Source organism: Hydrocarboniphaga sp. (genome assembly GCF_965279055.1).
Lineage (GTDB): Bacteria > Pseudomonadota > Gammaproteobacteria > Nevskiales > Nevskiaceae > Hydrocarboniphaga.
Window position 1 is genome coordinate 764735 of record NZ_OZ257125.1, and the last position, 17223, is coordinate 781957.

At 67.6% G+C, this 17223-nt stretch carries 16 protein-coding genes and 1 tRNA gene; 7 read left to right on the forward strand and 10 right to left on the reverse strand.

Going from position 1 to position 17223, the window contains the following annotated elements:
• Positions 1-55: 55 nt before the first annotated feature.
• The 8 genes from ACQZF9_RS03605 to ACQZF9_RS03640 form a co-directional block, all read right to left on the reverse strand.
• Positions 56-131 (reverse strand) — tRNA-Phe (locus ACQZF9_RS03605).
• Positions 132-211: 80 nt separating this feature from the next.
• Positions 212-496: an oxidative damage protection protein gene (locus ACQZF9_RS03610; RefSeq protein ID WP_428311903.1), complete on the reverse strand. Its 285-nt coding sequence runs from the start codon at positions 494-496 to the stop codon at positions 212-214.
• Entirely contained in the window at positions 472-1623 is a 1152-nt protein-coding gene (gene mutY / locus ACQZF9_RS03615; RefSeq protein WP_428311904.1) for an A/G-specific adenine glycosylase, read from the reverse strand. Before mutY ends, ACQZF9_RS03610 begins: the two co-directional genes overlap by 25 nt.
• Positions 1624-1652: 29 nt before the next feature.
• Positions 1653-2276: an SRPBCC family protein gene (locus ACQZF9_RS03620; protein ID WP_428311905.1), complete on the reverse strand. Its 624-nt coding sequence runs from the start codon at positions 2274-2276 to the stop codon at positions 1653-1655.
• Positions 2277-2337: 61 nt separating this feature from the next.
• Positions 2338-4710 (reverse strand): AsmA family protein, encoded by a 2373-nt coding sequence (locus ACQZF9_RS03625; RefSeq protein ID WP_428311906.1) that lies wholly within the window; start codon positions 4708-4710, stop codon positions 2338-2340.
• 77 nt (positions 4711-4787) lie between these two features.
• Positions 4788-5696 carry an ROK family protein gene (locus tag ACQZF9_RS03630; RefSeq protein ID WP_428311907.1) on the reverse strand — a complete coding sequence of 303 codons (909 nt, stop codon included), beginning with the start codon at positions 5694-5696 and terminating at the stop codon, positions 4788-4790.
• A gap of 20 nt (positions 5697-5716) precedes the next feature.
• A complete protein-coding gene (locus tag ACQZF9_RS03635) occupies positions 5717-6157 on the reverse strand; it encodes a MarR family winged helix-turn-helix transcriptional regulator (RefSeq protein ID WP_428311908.1) in 441 nt (146 codons plus the stop codon).
• Positions 6154-7602: a DHA2 family efflux MFS transporter permease subunit gene (locus tag ACQZF9_RS03640; protein ID WP_428311909.1), complete on the reverse strand. Its 1449-nt coding sequence runs from the start codon at positions 7600-7602 to the stop codon at positions 6154-6156. The genes ACQZF9_RS03635 and ACQZF9_RS03640 overlap by 4 nt, the downstream gene beginning before the upstream one ends.
• 187 nt (positions 7603-7789) lie before the next feature.
• On the opposite strand from ACQZF9_RS03640, the gene ACQZF9_RS03645 reads away from it, so the two are divergent.
• Positions 7790-8380, forward strand: coding sequence for a TIGR00730 family Rossman fold protein (locus ACQZF9_RS03645; RefSeq protein WP_428311910.1), 591 nt, complete (start codon positions 7790-7792; stop codon positions 8378-8380).
• Positions 8381-8383: 3 nt separating this feature from the next.
• Here the strand turns inward: ACQZF9_RS03645 and kynA are convergent, their stop codons facing one another.
• Both kynA and ACQZF9_RS03655 read right to left on the reverse strand, forming a co-directional pair.
• Positions 8384-9220 (reverse strand): tryptophan 2,3-dioxygenase, encoded by an 837-nt coding sequence (gene kynA, locus ACQZF9_RS03650; protein WP_428311911.1) that lies wholly within the window; start codon positions 9218-9220, stop codon positions 8384-8386.
• A gap of 23 nt (positions 9221-9243) precedes the next feature.
• Entirely contained in the window at positions 9244-9441 is a 198-nt protein-coding gene (locus ACQZF9_RS03655; protein WP_428311912.1) for a heavy-metal-associated domain-containing protein, read from the reverse strand.
• A gap of 73 nt (positions 9442-9514) precedes the next feature.
• On the opposite strand from ACQZF9_RS03655, the gene ACQZF9_RS03660 reads away from it, so the two are divergent.
• The 6 genes from ACQZF9_RS03660 (at position 9515) to ACQZF9_RS03685 (ending at position 17205) form a co-directional block, all read left to right on the forward strand.
• A complete protein-coding gene (locus ACQZF9_RS03660; RefSeq protein ID WP_428311913.1) occupies positions 9515-11707 on the forward strand; it encodes a heavy metal translocating P-type ATPase in 2193 nt (730 codons plus the stop codon).
• A 250-nt stretch (positions 11708-11957) separates the two neighbouring features.
• Positions 11958-12890, forward strand: a complete 933-nt coding sequence (locus ACQZF9_RS03665) for an esterase/lipase family protein (RefSeq protein WP_428311914.1) — start codon at positions 11958-11960, stop codon at positions 12888-12890.
• 19 nt (positions 12891-12909) lie between these two features.
• Positions 12910-13953, forward strand: coding sequence for a lipase secretion chaperone (locus ACQZF9_RS03670; RefSeq protein ID WP_428311915.1), 1044 nt, complete (start codon positions 12910-12912; stop codon positions 13951-13953).
• 45 nt (positions 13954-13998) lie between these two features.
• Entirely contained in the window at positions 13999-14397 is a 399-nt protein-coding gene (locus ACQZF9_RS03675) for a hypothetical protein (protein WP_428311916.1), read from the forward strand.
• Positions 14398-14464: 67 nt separating this feature from the next.
• Positions 14465-15835, forward strand: a complete 1371-nt coding sequence (locus ACQZF9_RS03680) for a TolC family protein (RefSeq protein WP_428311917.1) — start codon at positions 14465-14467, stop codon at positions 15833-15835.
• Positions 15835-17205 carry a multicopper oxidase family protein gene (locus tag ACQZF9_RS03685; RefSeq protein ID WP_428311918.1) on the forward strand — a complete coding sequence of 457 codons (1371 nt, stop codon included), beginning with the start codon at positions 15835-15837 and terminating at the stop codon, positions 17203-17205. Before ACQZF9_RS03680 ends, ACQZF9_RS03685 begins: the two co-directional genes overlap by 1 nt.
• Positions 17206-17223 lie beyond the last annotated feature (18 nt).

The following is a 17223-nucleotide window of genomic DNA, read 5'->3' on the forward strand; positions in this document are numbered from 1 at the left end:
GAAAATCACGCAAACTGCCGATCAAAAAGTGGCAGATAACGTTCTGAACGAGAAATGGTGGCCGAAGACGGAATCGAACCGCCGACACGGGGATTTTCAATCCCCTGCTCTACCAACTGAGCTATTCGGCCAACTGGGTACCGGAAACCTCGGCGCCGGAGGAACATCGGGGCGCGAAGGCCGCGTATTAGAGCCGCGCGGCCGGCTGTCGTCAACTGCTGGGCGGGGCCGGCGGCGGGACGTAGGAAGTTTGCGCAAGATCGCCGCCGCCGAAGAAGTATTTCTCCATCTCCTTGGCCAGGAACTTGCGCGCCTCGACGTCGGACAGCGCCAGGCGGTACTCGTTGATCAGCCGCGTCTGGTGCTGCAGCCATTCGGCCCAGGCGGCCTTGGAGACGTTGTCGTAGAGGCGCACGCCGAGCGCGCCGGGGTAGGGTGCGCGGTCGAGGCCTTCGGCATCGACGCCGAGTTTCACGCAGTGGACGGTTCTGGCCATAGGTTCTGTTGTGCTTTTTTCGGGGCGAAATACGCCGCGTCTAGGATCTTGCGCACCGGCGCCGGCAGGCCGGGCAGGGTGCTGGGGTCGGCCATTGTAGTCCACGCGGTTTCGCTGGCCTGAGCGACGCCGGCCGCCGAGGCGCGCAGGCGCAGCGGCTGCAAGCTCAGGTCGTAGTGCGTGAAGCCGTGCTCGACCGGCGCCAGCTGTTCGAGCAACTCCGCGCGCAGGCCGTAGCGCGTCGCCAGCTCGTCGCGCCAGTCCTGATCGGCCGGCACCACTGGCGGGCACCACAGGCCGCCCCAGATGCCGCTGGGCGGGCGCCGTTCCAGCAGCAGCTCGCGCGCGTCGTTCTCGATCAGCAGCAGCCAGGCGCTGCGCTGCGGGCGCTCCCGCTTGGGCTTGGATGCGGGCAGCTCGGCGACGCGATCCTGCAGCCGCGCGCTGCAATCGGCGCTCACCGGGCACACCGCGCACAGCGGCCGCCGCGATACGCAGATCTGGTTGCCGAGGTCCATGCAGGCTTGCGTGTAGTCGGCCAGGCGCGCGTCCGGCAAGAGCCGCTCGGCGTAATTCCACAGCTTCTGCTGTACCGCCGGCAGGCCGGGCCAGCCAGCGACCGCGGCGTGGCGCGACATCAGGCGTTTGACGTTGCCGTCGAGGATCGCGTGACGGTCGCCGAAAGCCTGCGCCAGGATCGCCGCCGCGGTCGAGCGGCCGATGCCGGGCAGCGCGATCATCTGGTCGATGTCGCGCGGCCACTGGCCCTGGTGCAGCTCGACGACGACCTGCGCGCAGCGGTGCAGGTTGCGCGCGCGGGCGTAGTAGCCCAGGCCGGCCCAGAGCTGCAGCACGTCGTCGATCGGCGCCGTGGCCAGCGCCTGCACCGTCGGGAAACGCGCCAGAAAGCGCTCGAAGTAGGGGATGACCGTGGTCACCTGCGTTTGCTGCAGCATCACTTCCGACAGCCACACGCGGTAAGGCTCGCGAGGGTGTTGCCAGGGCAGATCGTGACGGCCGTGGAGATCGAACCAGGCGAGCAGGCGGTCTGAAAATCTGCTGCTGTCGTCGCCCTCTCCCGGCGCTGTCGCGCCACCCTCTCCCGCTTGCGGGAGAGGGGCAGCCACGGGCGCGATGCGCGATTTCTTTGCGCGACTCATGGCGCCGCGTGCGCGATGCTGTCGCGCGCCAGGCGCTCGATGCCTTCCGAGGTCTGGATCGCCTCCTGGCGCAGCTTGCGTTGCATCACCCAGGGGCCGATCAGCGGCGGAATCCAGAACTTGGGCTCGAGCTCCGCGGTGAATTCCAGCTGGCTTTGCGCGGCGGTCGCGCCGCTGCTGAGACGCCAGCTGGCTTCGCCGTAGCGCAGGTCGCTGCGTTCGGCGATGACCTTCGCGCTGAGCCTTCCGCCCGGGCTTTCCGGCATGCGCCGCATGTCCTGCACCTGGTCCAGCGTCTTGCAGAAAAACGAGAAGCACATGCGCACCTGCGTCTGCAGCCGTGACACATCGGGCGACGTGGTTTCCGGCAGCACCGCGGCTTTCTTCACGGCGGTGTTGATGCGCGGCAGGTTGTCGTAGTCGGCGAACACCGCGTAGGCGGAATCGGCCGAGGCCTCGAGCTGCACTTTCATCTCCACTCGGTAGCGATCGCCGTGCTGCGTGACTTCGAGGCGGTCGACGACGACGGCCTGGGCGGTAGCCGGCGACAGCAGCGCGGCCAGCAACAGCGCCCATGCCAGGCCGTCATTCCCGCGCAGGCGGGAATCCAGAAACCTCACGGCGCTGCCAACTGCGAGACTGGATTCCCGCCTGCGCGGGAATGACGGATTGAGGCGCAGCTCAAGGCGTGGTCGGCGCACTCTGCTGCTCGTCGTTCTGTTGCTGTTGCTTCTGCTTCTTCTTGCCGAACAGGCTGTCGAGCGCCGGACCGAGGCGCTCGTTGAGTTTCTGCTTCAGCTCTTCCTTGTGCTCGATGAGCTGCTGCTTGACCTCTTCCTTGGCGCGCGCGCGCACCGCGTCGGCGATCTGCACCTTGTACTTGGGGTCGGTGAACGTGCCGGTCAGATGCACCGGCACAGTGACGCCGCCGAGGTCTTCCAGGCCGCGGCCGCCCTGGCCCTTGCTGGTCTCGACGATGGTCGGCTTGGCGGTGTAGTCGAAGGTTTCGTTGACCAGATCGATGCTGCCCGCGCCGCCGACACGCAGCAGCGGATTGCGCGCGTCTAGCGTGTCCGATTTCAGGATGCCGTTGACGATCTGGCCGCTGAAATCGATGGACGCGAAATCGGTCTGCGGCGGTTCGCCGCTTGGCGTGTAAGTCTGGCCGCGGATCATCGCCTGGCCGCGACGCAGCATCTCGCCGAGATTGAAGCCTTTCACCGCGCCGTTCTTGAAGTTCAGCGCCACCGTGCCGTTGAGCGCCTTGCGCACGTCGCCGACGGTCTTGCCGGCCGAGGTCAGATCCAGATCGATCGTGCCGATGCCGTCGACCTTGTCGTTGCCGCTGAGGTCTTTCAGGAACGGCCCGAGCTGCAAGGTCTGCAGGCTGGTCTTGAATGCGAAACCGGGGCGCGCGCCGGGTGCGATGCGCGTGCTGCTGGTGAAGCTGCCGCCATAGAGCCGGCCGTTGAGGCTGGCGGTCTTGGCGGCGCCCTTAGGGCCCGCGAGTGTCAGTCTCACGTCTGACAATTTGAGTCCGCGTAGCGTGAGTTTGGCGACGTCGAGCGTGCCGTCGATGTCGAGCTTGGCCAGCGCATCCACCGGGATTTCGGTGTTGTTGAGATCGCTGCTCTTGACCTTCTCGACTTTCTCTTTCGGCGTCGCCGGACGCGGCGCCATGTAGCGGTCGGCGTCGAGCACGTCGGCCTTCAGCGCGAAGCTGACCGCGGACGTGGCGAAGTCGCGCAGGTTCAGCGTGCCGCTCATGGTGGTCTGGTCGAGCTTCAGCAGCAGATCGCTGAGCTTGACGCTCTTGGACGTGCCTTCGATCTGCGCCTTGAAGCTGACTTCGGTCAGTGCTTTCGGGTCGCTGGTGTTCAGCGGCGTCGCCGAGAACTTGGCCAGCAGATCGCGCGCATTGAACGGCTTCACCGTCAGCGGGCCGCTGTAGCGCGGCGTATCGCCGTCGAGGCCGCTGATCGCCAGCGTCGTCGCTGCTTCCAGTCCGCCGGCTTTCACGACGATGCCGCGAGCCTCGCCTTTGCCACTGCCCTGGTCGACGATCACGTCGCCGCTCAGCTGCAGGCTCTGGCTGCCGCCGGGCAGCGCCTTGCCGCTGGCGCTCGCGTCCAGATTCAGTCCACCGATTTCATAGCGCTTGGCTTTGATGTCGGCCTTCACGTTGGCCTTGATATCGGCCTTGCCGTCGATCGTCGCGTTCTTGCCGGTCGCCGCGATTTTCAAACCACTGCTCTCGAACAGCAGCGTGTCGAGATTGCCTTTGATCGCGCCGTCGAGCTTGATCGTGGCCTGCTGTTCGGGGTTCTTCGCGCTGACTTCCAGCTTCAGGTCGTCGAGCTTCAGATCCTGGGTTTTCAGGTCGGGATCGACATGCGCCGACAGTTTGATTTCGGTGTCGAGTTTCTGCGCGGCGAGCAGTGCCTTGATCGAGGTTTCGATATCGAAGGCCTTGCCCGGCTTCAGCGCGCCGGTCTTCAGATCAAAGTCGCTGACCTGGTAGCTCTGGTGCGTGACATCGTCGCGATAGCTGATCGCCGCGTCCTTGATGTCGATGCCGCCGATGTCGATGTCCTCGAGCTTGAAGCTCGACGGCTGCTTCGGCTCTTCGGGTTTCTCGGGCTCGCTGGCCTTCTTCGCCAGGTCTTCCCAGTTGGTCCTGCCGTCGGCGTTCTTGGCCAGGTTCAGTGCCAGGCCGTCGAGCTGCACGCCATCGACGGTGATCTTGCGATCGCGCAGCAGCGGCAGCAGCTGCACGCCGACCTTGGCTTCACCGACCTGCGCGAACGGCGCATCGCCGAAGCCGGCGGCATTGCTCAGGCTGACATCCTTCAACGCGACCTTGAGCCACGGAAACACCGTCAGTTTGATGTCGCCGATCTTCAGATCGCGGCCGGTCTTGTCGTGAACGATGGTCGCGATGCGCGTGCGGTAGTCGTTCGGATCGAAGGTCATCACCGCGGCAGTGAGCGCGCCGACGACGGCCAGCACGAACAGGCCGAGGATGATCAGGAAGTACTTCAGCGGAGGCGCCATGAGGCCAGCCCGTGGACCAGGAAGGCCTGCAGTGTACCGAAGGCCCCGCCGCCCCCGCAGCCGGGTTCAGAAGCGGTTCAGCCTGCCGGCCACAAGCGCGCCGCGCCGCGTACGCCGCTGCTGTCGCCATGCAGCGCCGGCAGCAGCCGCGTCGCGATGGTGTCGGAGAAAATGCCCTCGTCCCACAGCGCCGGTACATGCCGATACAGGCGCTCGATCCGCGACAGCCCGCCGCCGAGCACGATCACGTCCGGGTCGAGCAGATTGATCACCTGCGACAGCGAGCGCGCCAGCCTATCCTCGTAGCGCGACAGGCTCGCGGACGCGCGTGCGTCGCCGGCCTCGGCCAGCGCGACGATGGTCTCGCCGCTGATGCGCTCGCCGCCGTTGCGCGCGTGGTCGTCGGCCAGCGCCGGGCCCGACAGCCAGGTTTCGATGCAGCCATGGCGGCCGCACCAGCAGGCCGGGCCGGGTGTCTCGTTCCATTCCGGCTTCGGCCGTGGCAAGCCGTTGTGGCCCCATTCGCCGGCGATCGAATTTGCGCCTTGCAGCAGCGCGCCGTTGATGACGACGCCGGCGCCGGCGCCGGTGCCGAGTATCGCCGCGAACACGCTGGACGCACCGGCCGCGGCACCGTCCACGGCTTCGGACAAGGCCAGGCAATTGGCGTCGTTGGCCATGCGCACTTCTCGCTGCAGCGCGCGTTCCAGATCCGCTTGCAGCGGCTGATCGTTGAGGCAGGTCGAGTTCGAGTTCTTCAACCTACCGCTCGCCTGCGATAGCGCACCGGGATGGGCGACGCCGACCGGCAGGCCGCGCGCAGCGACTTCGGTTTCCAGATCGGCAACAACTTGCGCGACCGCCGCCAGCGTCGCCGCGTAGTCGCCCCGCGGCGTCGCGACGCGACGCTTCGCGATCAGCTGCGAGTCGGGCGCCATGACCACGCCCTCGATCTTGGTGCCGCCGAGGTCGATGCCGATGCGCATGCTTTGGAATATCCGGGACACTATTTTTCGGAGTGAGTCGCGATTGCGGCGAGTATCCGCTCCAGCTCGGCCAGATCGGCTGCGGGCAGCTCGGAAATCGCAGCCGGTGCATGGTCGGCAATGCTGCGCGTGCTGTCCATGACGCGCCGGCCGGCCGCGGTGATCGACACCAGTTTGGCGCGCGCATTGTCCGGATGCGGACGGCGCTCGACCAGGCCGCGCTGCTCCAGATCGTTGACCGCGACGGTGGTGGCCGGTGCGTCGGTGTTCATCAGCTCGGCCAGTTCGCGCAGGGTCAAGGGCGCGTCGACCAGGCGCTTGAGCGCGCGCCAGCGGCTGAACGGCATGCCGGTGAGTTCGCTGACCTTGCGCCGCCAGTCGCCGCGGCTGTCCATGACCAGCGCTACCAGCAGCTGCCAGATGCGGTCGGCGGCGGTGCCGGATTTGGCGCGTGCTTTCATTTGGCCGGCGTCGCCTCTTCCAGCAGATGCGCCGCGCGCCGCGCGCTCTCGCGTGCCCAGCCGCTGGTGGAAAACAGGCCGAGTGCGAAGACCACGATGCCCGCGCCGGTGATGCACCACCAGAACGCATGCGTCGCCTCGGCAAAACTGCTGCCGGCCGCGGCCTGCGTGCCGGCAATGGTGCCGGCCAGCGCCACGCCCAGCGATGCGCCGACCTGTCGGCTGGTGGATGCGATCGCGGCCGCGACACCGGCCTGTGCCTTGGGCATGCCGGAAACGGCGGTCGTCGTGATCGGCGCATTCACCGCGCCGAAGCCGATGCCGAAGATCACGTAGGCCAGCATCAGCGTCCAGAAATCCGAGTCTGCGTGCAGATGAGTGAGCATGAAGGCGCTCAGCGCGATGGCCGCACCGGCGATCAGCAGCGACGGCCGGGTGCCGTAAGAACCCACCAGTCGCCCGGACAGCGGCGAGCAGATCAGCGTCGCCAGCGCCAGCGGCAAGGTATAGAGGCCGCTGTGGAACGCCGACAGCCCGCGCACCTGCTGCAGATACAGCGCATTCAGAAACAGGAAGCCGCCGAAAGCCGCGAAGCTGCAGATCGCGATGACCGCGGCGCTGCTGAAAGGCAGGCTGCGGAAGAAGCGCGGATCGATCAGCGCGTCGACGCGGCGCGGCTCGTAGATCAGCAGCGCGATCACCGCGGCCAGCGAGGTCGCGAACAGGCCGATGATCGCGGCCGAGTCCCACTGCATGCGCGGGCCTTCGATCACCGCGTAGATCAGCGAGGCCAGCGCGGTGAACACCAGCACCTGGCCGATAGGATCTACACGCCGTGCGCGCGGCGCTTTCGATTCGGGGATGTAGACCGCGGCCAGCGCGATCGCGGCGGCACCGATCGGCAGGTTGATCCAGAAGATCGAGCGCCAGCCGATGCTCTGGGTCAGCGCGCCGCCGACCAGCGGGCCCAACGCCATCGAAATGCCGGCCACCGCACCCCAGAAACCGATCGCGCGCGCGCGCGCTTTGGGCTCGACGAAAGTGTTGGCGATGATCGACATGGCTACCGGGTTGAGCATCGTCGCGCCCAGTGCCTGCACCACCCGGAACGCAATCAGGCTATGGATGTCGGCGGCCAGGCTGCACAGCAGCGAGCCGAGCATGAACAGGCTCATGCCGGCCTGGAAAATGCGGCGCCGGCCGTAGCGATCGGCCATCGATCCGGCGAGCATCAGCAGGCTGGCGACGACCAGGGTGTAGGCATCGATCACCCACTGCAGATCGGGGATCGACGCGACCAGATCGCGGCGGATCGAGGGAAGCGCGACGTTGACGATGGTGGCGTCCATCGAAACCATCAGCAGGCTCAGGCAGCAGATCGCCAGGACCAGGTTGGGCCGCAGCGGCCGTGCCGGGGTGGGCGACGCATCAATAGTTGCATTCATACAAATATTGTATAAATACAACTGTTGAACAGGCAAGCCGGCGCGCCGTCGCACCCGCGCTCAGACGGTATCGCGTGGCGCTGCCCTGCGGCTGCGCGGCCAGTGCCCAAGCTGGGAACAGAAGGCGGCATGGGTTATATGCAAAGCTTCGGCGATCGCGATTCGCCCAGGGGCGACAGGAAAATAAATGGCGACACTGCGGCGGCTATGCGTGTTCTGCGGCTCCAGCATCGGCCGCGATCCGGCGTTTGCCGAAGCCGCGCGCGCGCTGGGCCGCGCGATTGCGGATGAAGGCGTGGCGCTGGTCTACGGCGGCGCCTCGGTCGGGCTGATGGGCGCGGTCGCCGATGCCGCGCTGGCCGCGGGCGGCGAAGTCATCGGTGTGCTGCCACGCTCGCTGTTCGCGCGCGAGCTGGCGCACCGGGGCTTGAGCGAGCTGCGCGTGGTCGGCTCGATGCACGAGCGCAAGGCGCTGATGGCCGAGCTGTCCGACGGCTTCATCGCGATGCCCGGCGGCATCGGCACGTTCGAGGAGCTGTTCGAGATCTGGACCTGGGCGCAGCTCGGCGATCACGCCAAGCCCTGCTCTCTGCTCAACGTCAACGGCTTCTACGACGGCCTGATCGCGTTCCTCGATCAGGTCGTGGACCAGCAGCTGCTGAAGCCCAGGATCCGCGACATGCTGCTGGTGGAACGCGATCCCGCTGCGCTGCTGGCGCGGCTGGCCGCGTATCAGGCGCCGGTGATCGACAAGTGGATCGCGCCGGACCAGCGCTGAGCTTCAAAGCTCGGTGCGCAAGTCCCAGAGTTCCGGGAACAGCGTGATGTCGACGGCTTTTTTCAGATAGCCGACGCCAGCCGTGCCGCCGGTGCCGCGCTTGAAGCCGATGATGCGGCGCACCGTGGTCATGTGGCGAAAGCGCCATTGCTGGAACCAGTCGTCGACGTCGACCAGTTTCTCGGCGAGCTGATACAGATCCCAGTACTGCTGCGGATCGCGGTAGATGCTCAGCCAGGCCGCGCGCACGCTGTCGTTGCTCAGGTGCGGCTCGCGGAAGTCGCGCGTCAGCAGCGCCGCGTCGATCGCAAAACCGCGGCGCGCGAGCAGCGCGATCGCCTCGTCGTACAGGCTGGGCGCGGCCAGCGCGGCGTCGAGCCTGGCGCTCAGCGCATCGTCGTGACGATGCGGCGCGATCATCGCGTCCTGCTTGTTGCCGAGCAGGAATTCGATGCGCCGGTTCTGGAACGACTGAAAGCCGGACGAGCGCCCCAGCGCATCGCGAAAGCCGGAATACTCGGCCGGCGTCATCGTCGACAGCACGTTCCAGGACTGGATCATCTGCTCCTGGATGCGGCCGACCCGCGCCAGGTTTTTCAGCGCCGGCTGCAGCCGGTCGGCGCGCACGCTGGCCACGGCCAGATCCAGCTCGTGCAGCACCAGCTTCATCCACAACTCGGTGGACTGGTGGATGACGATGAACAGCAGCTCGTCGTCCTTGTCGCTGAGCGGCTTCTGCGCCGACAGCAAGGTGTCGAGCTGCAGGTAGTCGCCGTAGTTCATCGCCTTGGCGAAGTCGGTGTAGGCGCCGTCTTCGGGCGGCGGTGGTTTGCTGGCCATGGCGCTGACTCCGGGCAAAAAAACTAGGCGACGCCGACCGCGTAGCCTTCTTCGCGAATCGCAGCGGCGACGCGGTCGGCCGGCTGCGCGGTTTCAATCCTGGCGCGGCCGCTGGCCAGGTCGATGTCGACCTTCGCGGCGGGATCGAGGCCCTGCACCGCACGCGTCACCGCGCGCACGCAATGGCCGCAGGTCATGCCCTTGATCTGTAGTTCCAGCATCTGGCGCTCCTGTTCGGTGGATGGCGGCGCACAGTCTGCACCCTTCGGCGGGCGGAAGGTTTATCTTTCACCGATGAATCCGTCCATTCCGGCGCCGGCAAACCGCATCGATCTCGCCGTGACCGGCATGACCTGCGCATCCTGCTCGGCACGCGTCGAGCGTGCGTTGCGGCGCGTGCCGGGCGTCGCCCAGGCCAGCGTCAACCTGGCGACCGAGCGCGCGACGATCAGCGGCCAGGCCAGCGCCGAGACGCTGATCGCCGCGATCGTCGACGCCGGCTACCAGGCGCGTACGCTGCAGACGCCGGCGCCGCCCGAGTCGCGCTGGCCGGCGTGGAGTGCGTTGGCGCTCGGCGCGGCGCTGAGCCTGCCGCTGCTGCTGCCGATGCTGCTGATGCCGCTGGGCCTGCACCTGAGAGTGTCGGGCATGCTGCAGTTTCTGCTGGCGACGCCGGTGCAGTTCGTTCTCGGCGCGCGTTTCTATCGCGCCGCCTGGGTCGCGCTGCGCAACCGCGCCGGCAACATGGATCTGCTGGTCGCGCTCGGCACGTCGGCCGCGTACGGGCTGTCGGTGTACGAGTTGATGCGGCATGGCGCGCACGCGGTGCTGTACTTCGAGGCCTCGTCGGCGGTGATCACGCTGGTGCTGCTCGGCAAATATCTCGAAGCGCGCGCCAAGCGCCGCACCGGCGACGCGATCCGCGCGCTGCAGGCGCTGCGTCCGGAAACCGCGCGCGTAGTCGGCGCCAGCGGCGAGCCGATCGACACGCCGCTGGCGCAGGTGCGCGTCGGCGACGTCGTCGTGATCCGTCCCGGCGAGCGCGTGCCGGTCGACGCACGGGTGCTGGAAGGGCATAGCGAAGTCGACGAGTCGCTGCTGACCGGCGAGAGCCTGGCGGTGGCCAAGGCGCCGGGCGATCAGGTCACCGGCGGTGCGATCAACGGCGCCGGCCTGCTGCGCGTGCGCACGCTGGCGATCGGCGCGGAAACCACGCTCGCACGCATCGTGCGGCTGGTCGAATCGGCACAGGCCGGCAAGGCGCCGATACAGCAACTGGTCGACAAGGTCAGCGAAGTGTTCGTACCGGTGATCGTGCTGGTCGCGGCGATCACGCTGCTCGCCTGGGGATTCACCACGGGCGACTGGGAACCGGCGCTGATCAACGCGGTCGCGGTGCTGGTGATCGCCTGCCCCTGCGCGCTCGGCCTGGCGACGCCGACCGCGATGATGGCCGGCACCGGCGCTGCCGCGCGCCGCGGCATCCTGATCAAGGACGCCGAAGCGCTGGAGCTGCTGCAGCGCGCCAGCATCGCCGTATTCGACAAGACCGGCACGCTGACCCTGGGCCGTCCTCGTTTGATTGCGGTACAGACTGTCGGAAGCGCGGACGAGCGCGCCGTGCTCGCCGATGCCGCGGCACTGCAACGCGGCAGCGAACATCCGCTGGCGCGCGCGGTGCTCGAGTCGGCGCGCGAGCGCGGGCTGAGCCCCGAGGACGCGACCGCGCAGCGCGCCTTGCCGGGCCGCGGCATCGAGGGCCAGGTCGGCGCGCGCACGCTGCAGCTCGGCACGGTGCGGCTGATGGCGGAGAGCGGCGTCGACATCGCCGCGCTGTCTGCGCCGGCGAGCCTGCTGCAGCAGCGCGGGCTCAGCGTGTCATATCTCGCGCAGACCGCACCGCGGCCGCAGCTGCTCGGCCTGCTCGCGTTCGGCGACGAACTCAAGCCCGAAGCATCGGTGGCGATCGCGAGCCTGCAGCAGCGCGGCCTGCGCTGCGTGCTGCTGAGCGGCGACAATGCCGGCGCCGCGCATCACGTCGCGCGCCAGCTCGGCATCGGCGAGGTCTACGCCGAAGTGCTGCCGGCGGACAAGGCGGCATGGGTCGAATCGCTGAAAGCCCGCGACCAATGCGTGCTGATGATCGGCGACGGCATCAACGACGCGCCGGCACTGGCCGCCGCCGATGTCGGCATCGCGATGGCCACCGGCAGCGACATCGCGATCAGCTCGGCCGCGATCACGCTGATGCGCGGCGATCCGCGCCTGGTTGCCGATGCCATCGACATCGCCCAACGCACCTCGCGCAAGATCCGCCAGAACCTCGGCTGGGCCTTCGCCTACAACCTCGCCGGCATCCCGCTGGCCGCGCTCGGCCTGCTCAGCCCGGTGATCGCCGGCGCCGCGATGGCCCTCAGCAGTGTCAGCGTCGTCGCCAACGCGCTGACCTTGAGCCGCTGGCGTGGCAGCGACGCGCAGAAGAAATGAGCCGCGCGCGTCGCGGATCGGGTCTTTATTTCCGATCTTGCAGGACCTCTCCGACATCGCTGTAAGCCCTTGCTCACAGCCGGCTTTGGCGACCGTTAGCCTGTGTCTTCACCGCCAATGCGGGCATTTTTCCTGGGACTTACTACTGCTCGGCGATCGCGTCAGGCGCTGTTGAAAAAAGGCCTGAGGCGATGTCGGAGCCGACACGTCAGCCGGCAATGCATCAGAACGTGCGTCAAGGGAGACAATGATGATCAAGAAGATGGCCGGCCGCCTGGCCGGTGTGATGCTGCTGCTGTGTGTGTCGGCCCAACCGGCCTTCGCGCTGTTCGATTACACCAAGACCCAGTATCCGATCGTGCTGACGCACGGCCTGTTCGGCTGGGATTCGATCCATGGCTTCGACTACTTTTTCCTGGTGCCGCAGGCGCTGCAGATCAGTGGCGCCAAGGTTTATGTGACGCAGGTCTCCGCGACCAACGGTGTGGCCGAGCGCGGCGAACAGCTGCTGCGCCAGGTCGAGGACATCGTCGCGCTGAGCGGCTCGGGCAAGGTCAATCTGGTCGGCCACAGCCAGGGCGGCATGGACGCGCGCTACGTCGCCGCGGTACGCCCCGATCTGGTGGCTTCGGTGACCACGGTGGGCTCGCCGCACAAGGGTTCGGCGGTGGCCGACCTGCTGCTGACGCTGGCGCCGGCCGACACCGTGCCCGGCAGCATCAGCAACCTGGTCGGCAGCGCCGCCGGCACCCTGATCGACCTTTTGTCCGAGGGCGGCAAGCCGCAGAGCTTCCTGAACGCACTGGGCTCGCTGTCGACCAGCGGCGCGGCGGCGATCAACCAGCAGTACCCGGCCGGCATTCCGACCAGCGACTGCGGCAGTGGCGCGACCAGCGGCCCGAACGGCATGCGTTTCTATTCCTGGGGCGGTGTCGGCCAGCTGACGACGGTGATCGACCCCAGCGACGCGGCGCTGCTGGCGCTGGGACTGGCGTTCGGCTTCGAAGCCAACGACGGCCTGGTCGGCCGTTGCAGCAACCACTTCGGCCAGGTGCTGCGCGACGACTACCTGCAGAACCATCTCGACGAGATCAACCAGCTCGCCGGCCTGGTCAGCCCGCTGAGCAATCCGCTGCCGCTGTATCGCATACAGGCGAACCGTCTGAAACAGGCCGGGCTGTAGACCTCGGCAGCGGCCGCGCGTGAAAAGCTCCGGCTTCAAACGCCCGCTGCTGATCCTGCTCGGAGCCGCCGTCGCCAGCCTGCTGGCGCTGCTGCTGTTGCAGCGGCATGCCGTCGGCGGGATCGCGACAGAGGCGCCGGTGACGATGCAGCCAACGGCCAATGCGCCGTCGGCTGCATCGCCGCCAGCGGCAACGGCGGCGCGCGCTGCCGCCAGCCGTGATGCGCAGCCGTTGCTGCAGCAGGTGCCGGGCTGGCAGGACGCGGATGTCGATGGCGACATCCGCGTCGACGCGCAGGGTCGCGTGATCGGCGATGTCGCGCTGCGCCAGCTGTTCGACTACCTGCTGTCGGCCAACGGCCAGCTCGACGCGGCGCAGATGCGCGCCAAGCTGCGTGCGCTGGCCGCTGCGCGCGGCCTGAACGAGGCGCAGATCGCGCAGCTCGAAACCCTGTTCGGTCACTACTACGACTACGCGGTCGCGCTGCAGGGCTTGCGGCCGGTCTCCGATGACCCCGGCGATCTGCGCGCGGCGATGGCGCAGCGCGACCGTCTGCGGCGCGACATGCTCGGCAGCGAGGTCGCGGCCGGCTTCTTCGCCGACACCGAGGCGCTGGATGCGTACGCGATGCAGCAGATGGAAATCCGCCGCGACCCGGCGCTGAGCGATGCGCAGCGCCGCCAGCGGCTCGACGAGCTGCGCGAGCAGGCACCGCAGGCCGAGATCGAAAGCTCCGAGGCCAGCCGCACCGTCGCCGAGCTCGCCGCGCATACCGACCAGCTGCGCCGCGCCGGTGCCAGCGAAGCGCAGTTGCAGGCGTATCGCGAGCAGCGGGTCGGCGTCGAAGCCGCGGCGCGTTTGCAGGCGCTGGACCAACAGCGCGCGGCCTGGGACCAGCGCATGCAGTCACTGCGCGCGCAGCGCAGCCTGATCGTCGCCAGCAGGGGCCTCAGCGATCAGGACAAGCAGCGCGAGATCGACGCGCTGATCGCGCGCGATTTCACCACCCCCGGCGAAGCCACGCGCGCACGCGCGCTGATCGGGCTGACCCCGGCTCCCTGACGGCGGCGCGCTTGCCGCACGGCGCGCGAACCGTTAAAAAGCCGCATGCCGTCGCGTCGTCACCTCCGCTCGCTGTTCACCTTGTGCCTGCTGTGCCTGTTTTCGCTACAGGCGCTGGCTGGCAGCGCTGCGCATCTGTGCCGGCATGCGCCGCCGGCGTCGCCGGCCGGCCTGCACGAGCATCATCAGCACCAGCCCGGCATGGTGATGCAGCCCGTGATGACGCATCACCATCACGCTGCACCCGATCTGCTGAAAGGCTGCGGCTGCGGCTGTGGCTGCGCCGACCGTCATTGCACGGCTGCGGCTCCTGGCCTGAGCGCTGCGAATCCCTCGGCCGGCCTCGTCGTGATTCAAGGCGACGCGACCGTGGCGGGTATCGCCGCCACACCGCTGCGCGATGCTCACGATCGCGATCTGATACGACCTCCCAGCTATTCCTGAGCACCAGCAGAACCCCGTTCGAGGAACGGGGGACCGTGGTAATCAGTGAACGAGACTGGAGAGTGACGTGTTTTACCAACGAATTTTCGTCGTCGCGCTGCCGCTGCTGCTGGCCGCCTGCGCCAGCGTGCCGGACGACTGGGGCCGCGCCGATGTCGCGCGCGTTGCCGGCGAACACGGGCGCAAGCTGCCTCAGGTGAAAGATGCCGCGACGCTGATCGCTGAGCGGACGCAGGCGCCGCTGACCGCCGACAGCGCGGTACAGCTGGCGCTGCTGAACAATCCCGATCTGCGCGCGCAGGCCGCTCAACTCGGCATCGCCGCGGCCGATGTCTACGAGGCCGGGCGGCTGGCCAATCCGGTGCTGTCGGCGACGCGGCTGTCGCCGGGCGACAACAACCAGCCGCATCCGCAGCTGACGCTCGGTGTCGCCTTCAACTTCGTCAATCTGCTGTTCCTGCCGGCAAATTCGCGCTATGCAAAAGCCGGTTTCGAATCGGCCAAGCTCGGTGCCAGCGCCGCGGCGCTGGAGCTCGCGGCGCATACCGAAGCGGCCTGGTTCGAGGCTGCCGGTGCGGATCGCATCGCGCTGATGCGTGAGCAGGCGAGCACGGCAGCGCAAGCGTCGGCGACGCTGGCACAGCGCTACTTCGACGCCGGCAACATCAGCCAGAAGCAACTGGCGATGGAGCAGGCCTCGGCGACGCGCGCAAGGCTCGACGCGATCAGCGCGCGCGCCGCCGCGGTCGACGCGCATGGCGCGCTGAACCGGCTGATGGGCCTGAGCGCGACGCAGGACGGATGGCAGCTGGACGGGCAATTCCCCGAACCACCGTCGCAGGTCGAAGATCTGGATGCGCTGCTGAAGACGGCGATGGGTTCGCGACTCGATGTCGACGCCGCGCGCGCGCAGTCGCAGGCGCTGGCGGCGCGTTACGGTCTGCAGCGGCGCACGCGGCTGATCGGCAGCATCGAAGTCGGCGCCGAACGCGAGCGCGACTTTGATGGATCGCTGAATGCCGGGCCGACCGCTTCGATCGAGCTGCCGCTGTTCGACTGGGGCGGCGGCCGCAAGGCGCGCGCGCAGGCCGAACTCGATCGCAGCGAGGCGCAGCTCGACGGCCTGGTGCTCGACGTCGGCAACGACGTCAAGCGCGCACAGGCGCGCATGAGCGCCGCGCAGCAGCGCGCGCTGGCCTATCGCGACGAGCTGATTCCGCAGCGTGAGGCGATCGTCGCCAGCCTGCAGAAGGAAGTGAACTACATGCTCGCCGGTGTGTTCGAGCTGCTGGTCGCCAAGCAGGACGAATACGACGCCTACGCCGGCTATGTCGAGGCGACAAAAGATTATTGGACCGCGCGCGCCGAGCTGGCACGCGCCATCGGCCGCGCCTTGCCGCGTGAAGTCGCGGACACCGAACACGCAGGAGAAAACTGATGCCGAGCCGCCGCGATGTATTGCAGATGATCAGCATCACCGGCGCCGGCGTCGCCGCTGCGGGCACCAGCGCCGCGCTGGCGCAGCACGAAGGCCATACGATGAGCGAGATGCAGCGCCAGGATGCGATCGAACATCCGCCGCACGACACACCGCCGCCACGCACGGCGCCAGGCGCGACGCAGGCTTATAGGCCGGTGCGCACGCTCAACGGCTGGACCTTGCCGCACAAGATGGTGGGCGGCGTCAAAGAGTTTCACCTGGTCGCCGAAGAAATCGAGCATGAATTCGCACCCGGCACGCGCGCCAGATGCTGGGGCTACAACGGCACCACGCCGGGGCCGACGCTCGAAGCCGTGGAAGGCGACCGCCTGCGGATCTTCGTCACCAACCGCCTGCCGGAGGGCACCAGCGTGCACTGGCACGGCATCGATCTGCCCAATGGTTACGACGGGGTCGGCGGCCTGACCCAGCCGCATATTCCGCCGGGCGAAACCTATGTCTACGAATTCACGCTGCGCCAGCACGGCACGCACATGTATCACCCGCATGTCGACGAAATGACGCAGATGGCCTTCGGCATGATGGGCATGTTCGTGATCCATCCGCGCGACGGCGAGGCGCTGAAGATCGATCGCGACTACTGCTTGCTGCTGCACAACTGGGCACTGAAGCCCGGCACCTACCGGCCCGATCCCAGCGTGATGGTCGATTTCGATCTGTGGACCTTCAACAGCAAGGTGTTCCCGGCGATCGATCCGCTGGTGGCGGCGATGGGCGAGCGCGTGCGCATCCGCGTCGGCAACCTGTCGATGTGGAATCACCCGATCCATCTGCACAGCAATCCGTTCTGGGTCACCGGCAGCGACGGCGGCCGCTGGCCGCAGGCGCAATGGCGGCGCGAGAGCACCGAGATCGTCGGCGTCGGCCAGGTGCGCGACCTGGAGTTCGTACCGACCGAACCCGGCGACTGGTCGCTGCATTGCCACATGGCGCATCACACGATGAACGCGATGGGCCACGGCGTACCGAACCCGGTCGGCGTCGACCAGGGCGGCGAGGTACAGGCGCAGATGCGCAAGCTGCTTCCCGGCCACATGGCGATGGGCAAGAACGGCATGAGCGAGCACGCGCGTCATGGCGCGCACATGCAGGGCCCGGACAACACCTTGCCGATGATGACGGGCCGCGGGCCTTATGGTCCGCTGGAAATGGGCGGCATGTTCACCGTGCTGAAAGTGCGCGAAGGCCTGGCCGCCGGCGATTTTCGCGATCCCGGCCCGTATGCGATGCCGGCCGGCAAGATCGCGCGCAAGGTCAGCAGCGATCCGGATTTCGGCAATCCGGTGCGCCGAGATCCGTACAGGTGATCCGCGATTCGACGTTGT

Excerpts from the sequence above, each read along its gene's own strand:
- ACQZF9_RS03610 (WP_428311903.1), bottom strand. The coding sequence starts at position 496 with ATGGCCAGAACCGTCCACTGCGTGAAACTCGGCGTCGATGCCGAAGGC.
- ACQZF9_RS03625 (WP_428311906.1), bottom strand. The coding sequence starts at position 4,710 with ATGGCGCCTCCGCTGAAGTACTTCCTGATCATCCTCGGCCTGTTCGTG.
- ACQZF9_RS03630 (WP_428311907.1), bottom strand. The coding sequence starts at position 5,696 with ATGCGCATCGGCATCGACCTCGGCGGCACCAAGATCGAGGGCGTGGTC.
- ACQZF9_RS03635 (WP_428311908.1), bottom strand. The coding sequence starts at position 6,157 with ATGAAAGCACGCGCCAAATCCGGCACCGCCGCCGACCGCATCTGGCAG.
- ACQZF9_RS03640 (WP_428311909.1), bottom strand. The coding sequence starts at position 7,602 with ATGAATGCAACTATTGATGCGTCGCCCACCCCGGCACGGCCGCTGCGG.
- ACQZF9_RS03645 (WP_428311910.1), top strand. The coding sequence starts at position 7,790 with ATGGCGACACTGCGGCGGCTATGCGTGTTCTGCGGCTCCAGCATCGGC.
- kynA (WP_428311911.1), bottom strand. The coding sequence starts at position 9,220 with ATGGCCAGCAAACCACCGCCGCCCGAAGACGGCGCCTACACCGACTTC.
- ACQZF9_RS03655 (WP_428311912.1), bottom strand. The coding sequence starts at position 9,441 with ATGCTGGAACTACAGATCAAGGGCATGACCTGCGGCCATTGCGTGCGC.
- ACQZF9_RS03660 (WP_428311913.1), top strand. The coding sequence starts at position 9,515 with ATGAATCCGTCCATTCCGGCGCCGGCAAACCGCATCGATCTCGCCGTG.
- ACQZF9_RS03665 (WP_428311914.1), top strand. The coding sequence starts at position 11,958 with ATGATCAAGAAGATGGCCGGCCGCCTGGCCGGTGTGATGCTGCTGCTG.
- ACQZF9_RS03675 (WP_428311916.1), top strand. The coding sequence starts at position 13,999 with ATGCCGTCGCGTCGTCACCTCCGCTCGCTGTTCACCTTGTGCCTGCTG.
- ACQZF9_RS03685 (WP_428311918.1), top strand. The coding sequence starts at position 15,835 with ATGCCGAGCCGCCGCGATGTATTGCAGATGATCAGCATCACCGGCGCC.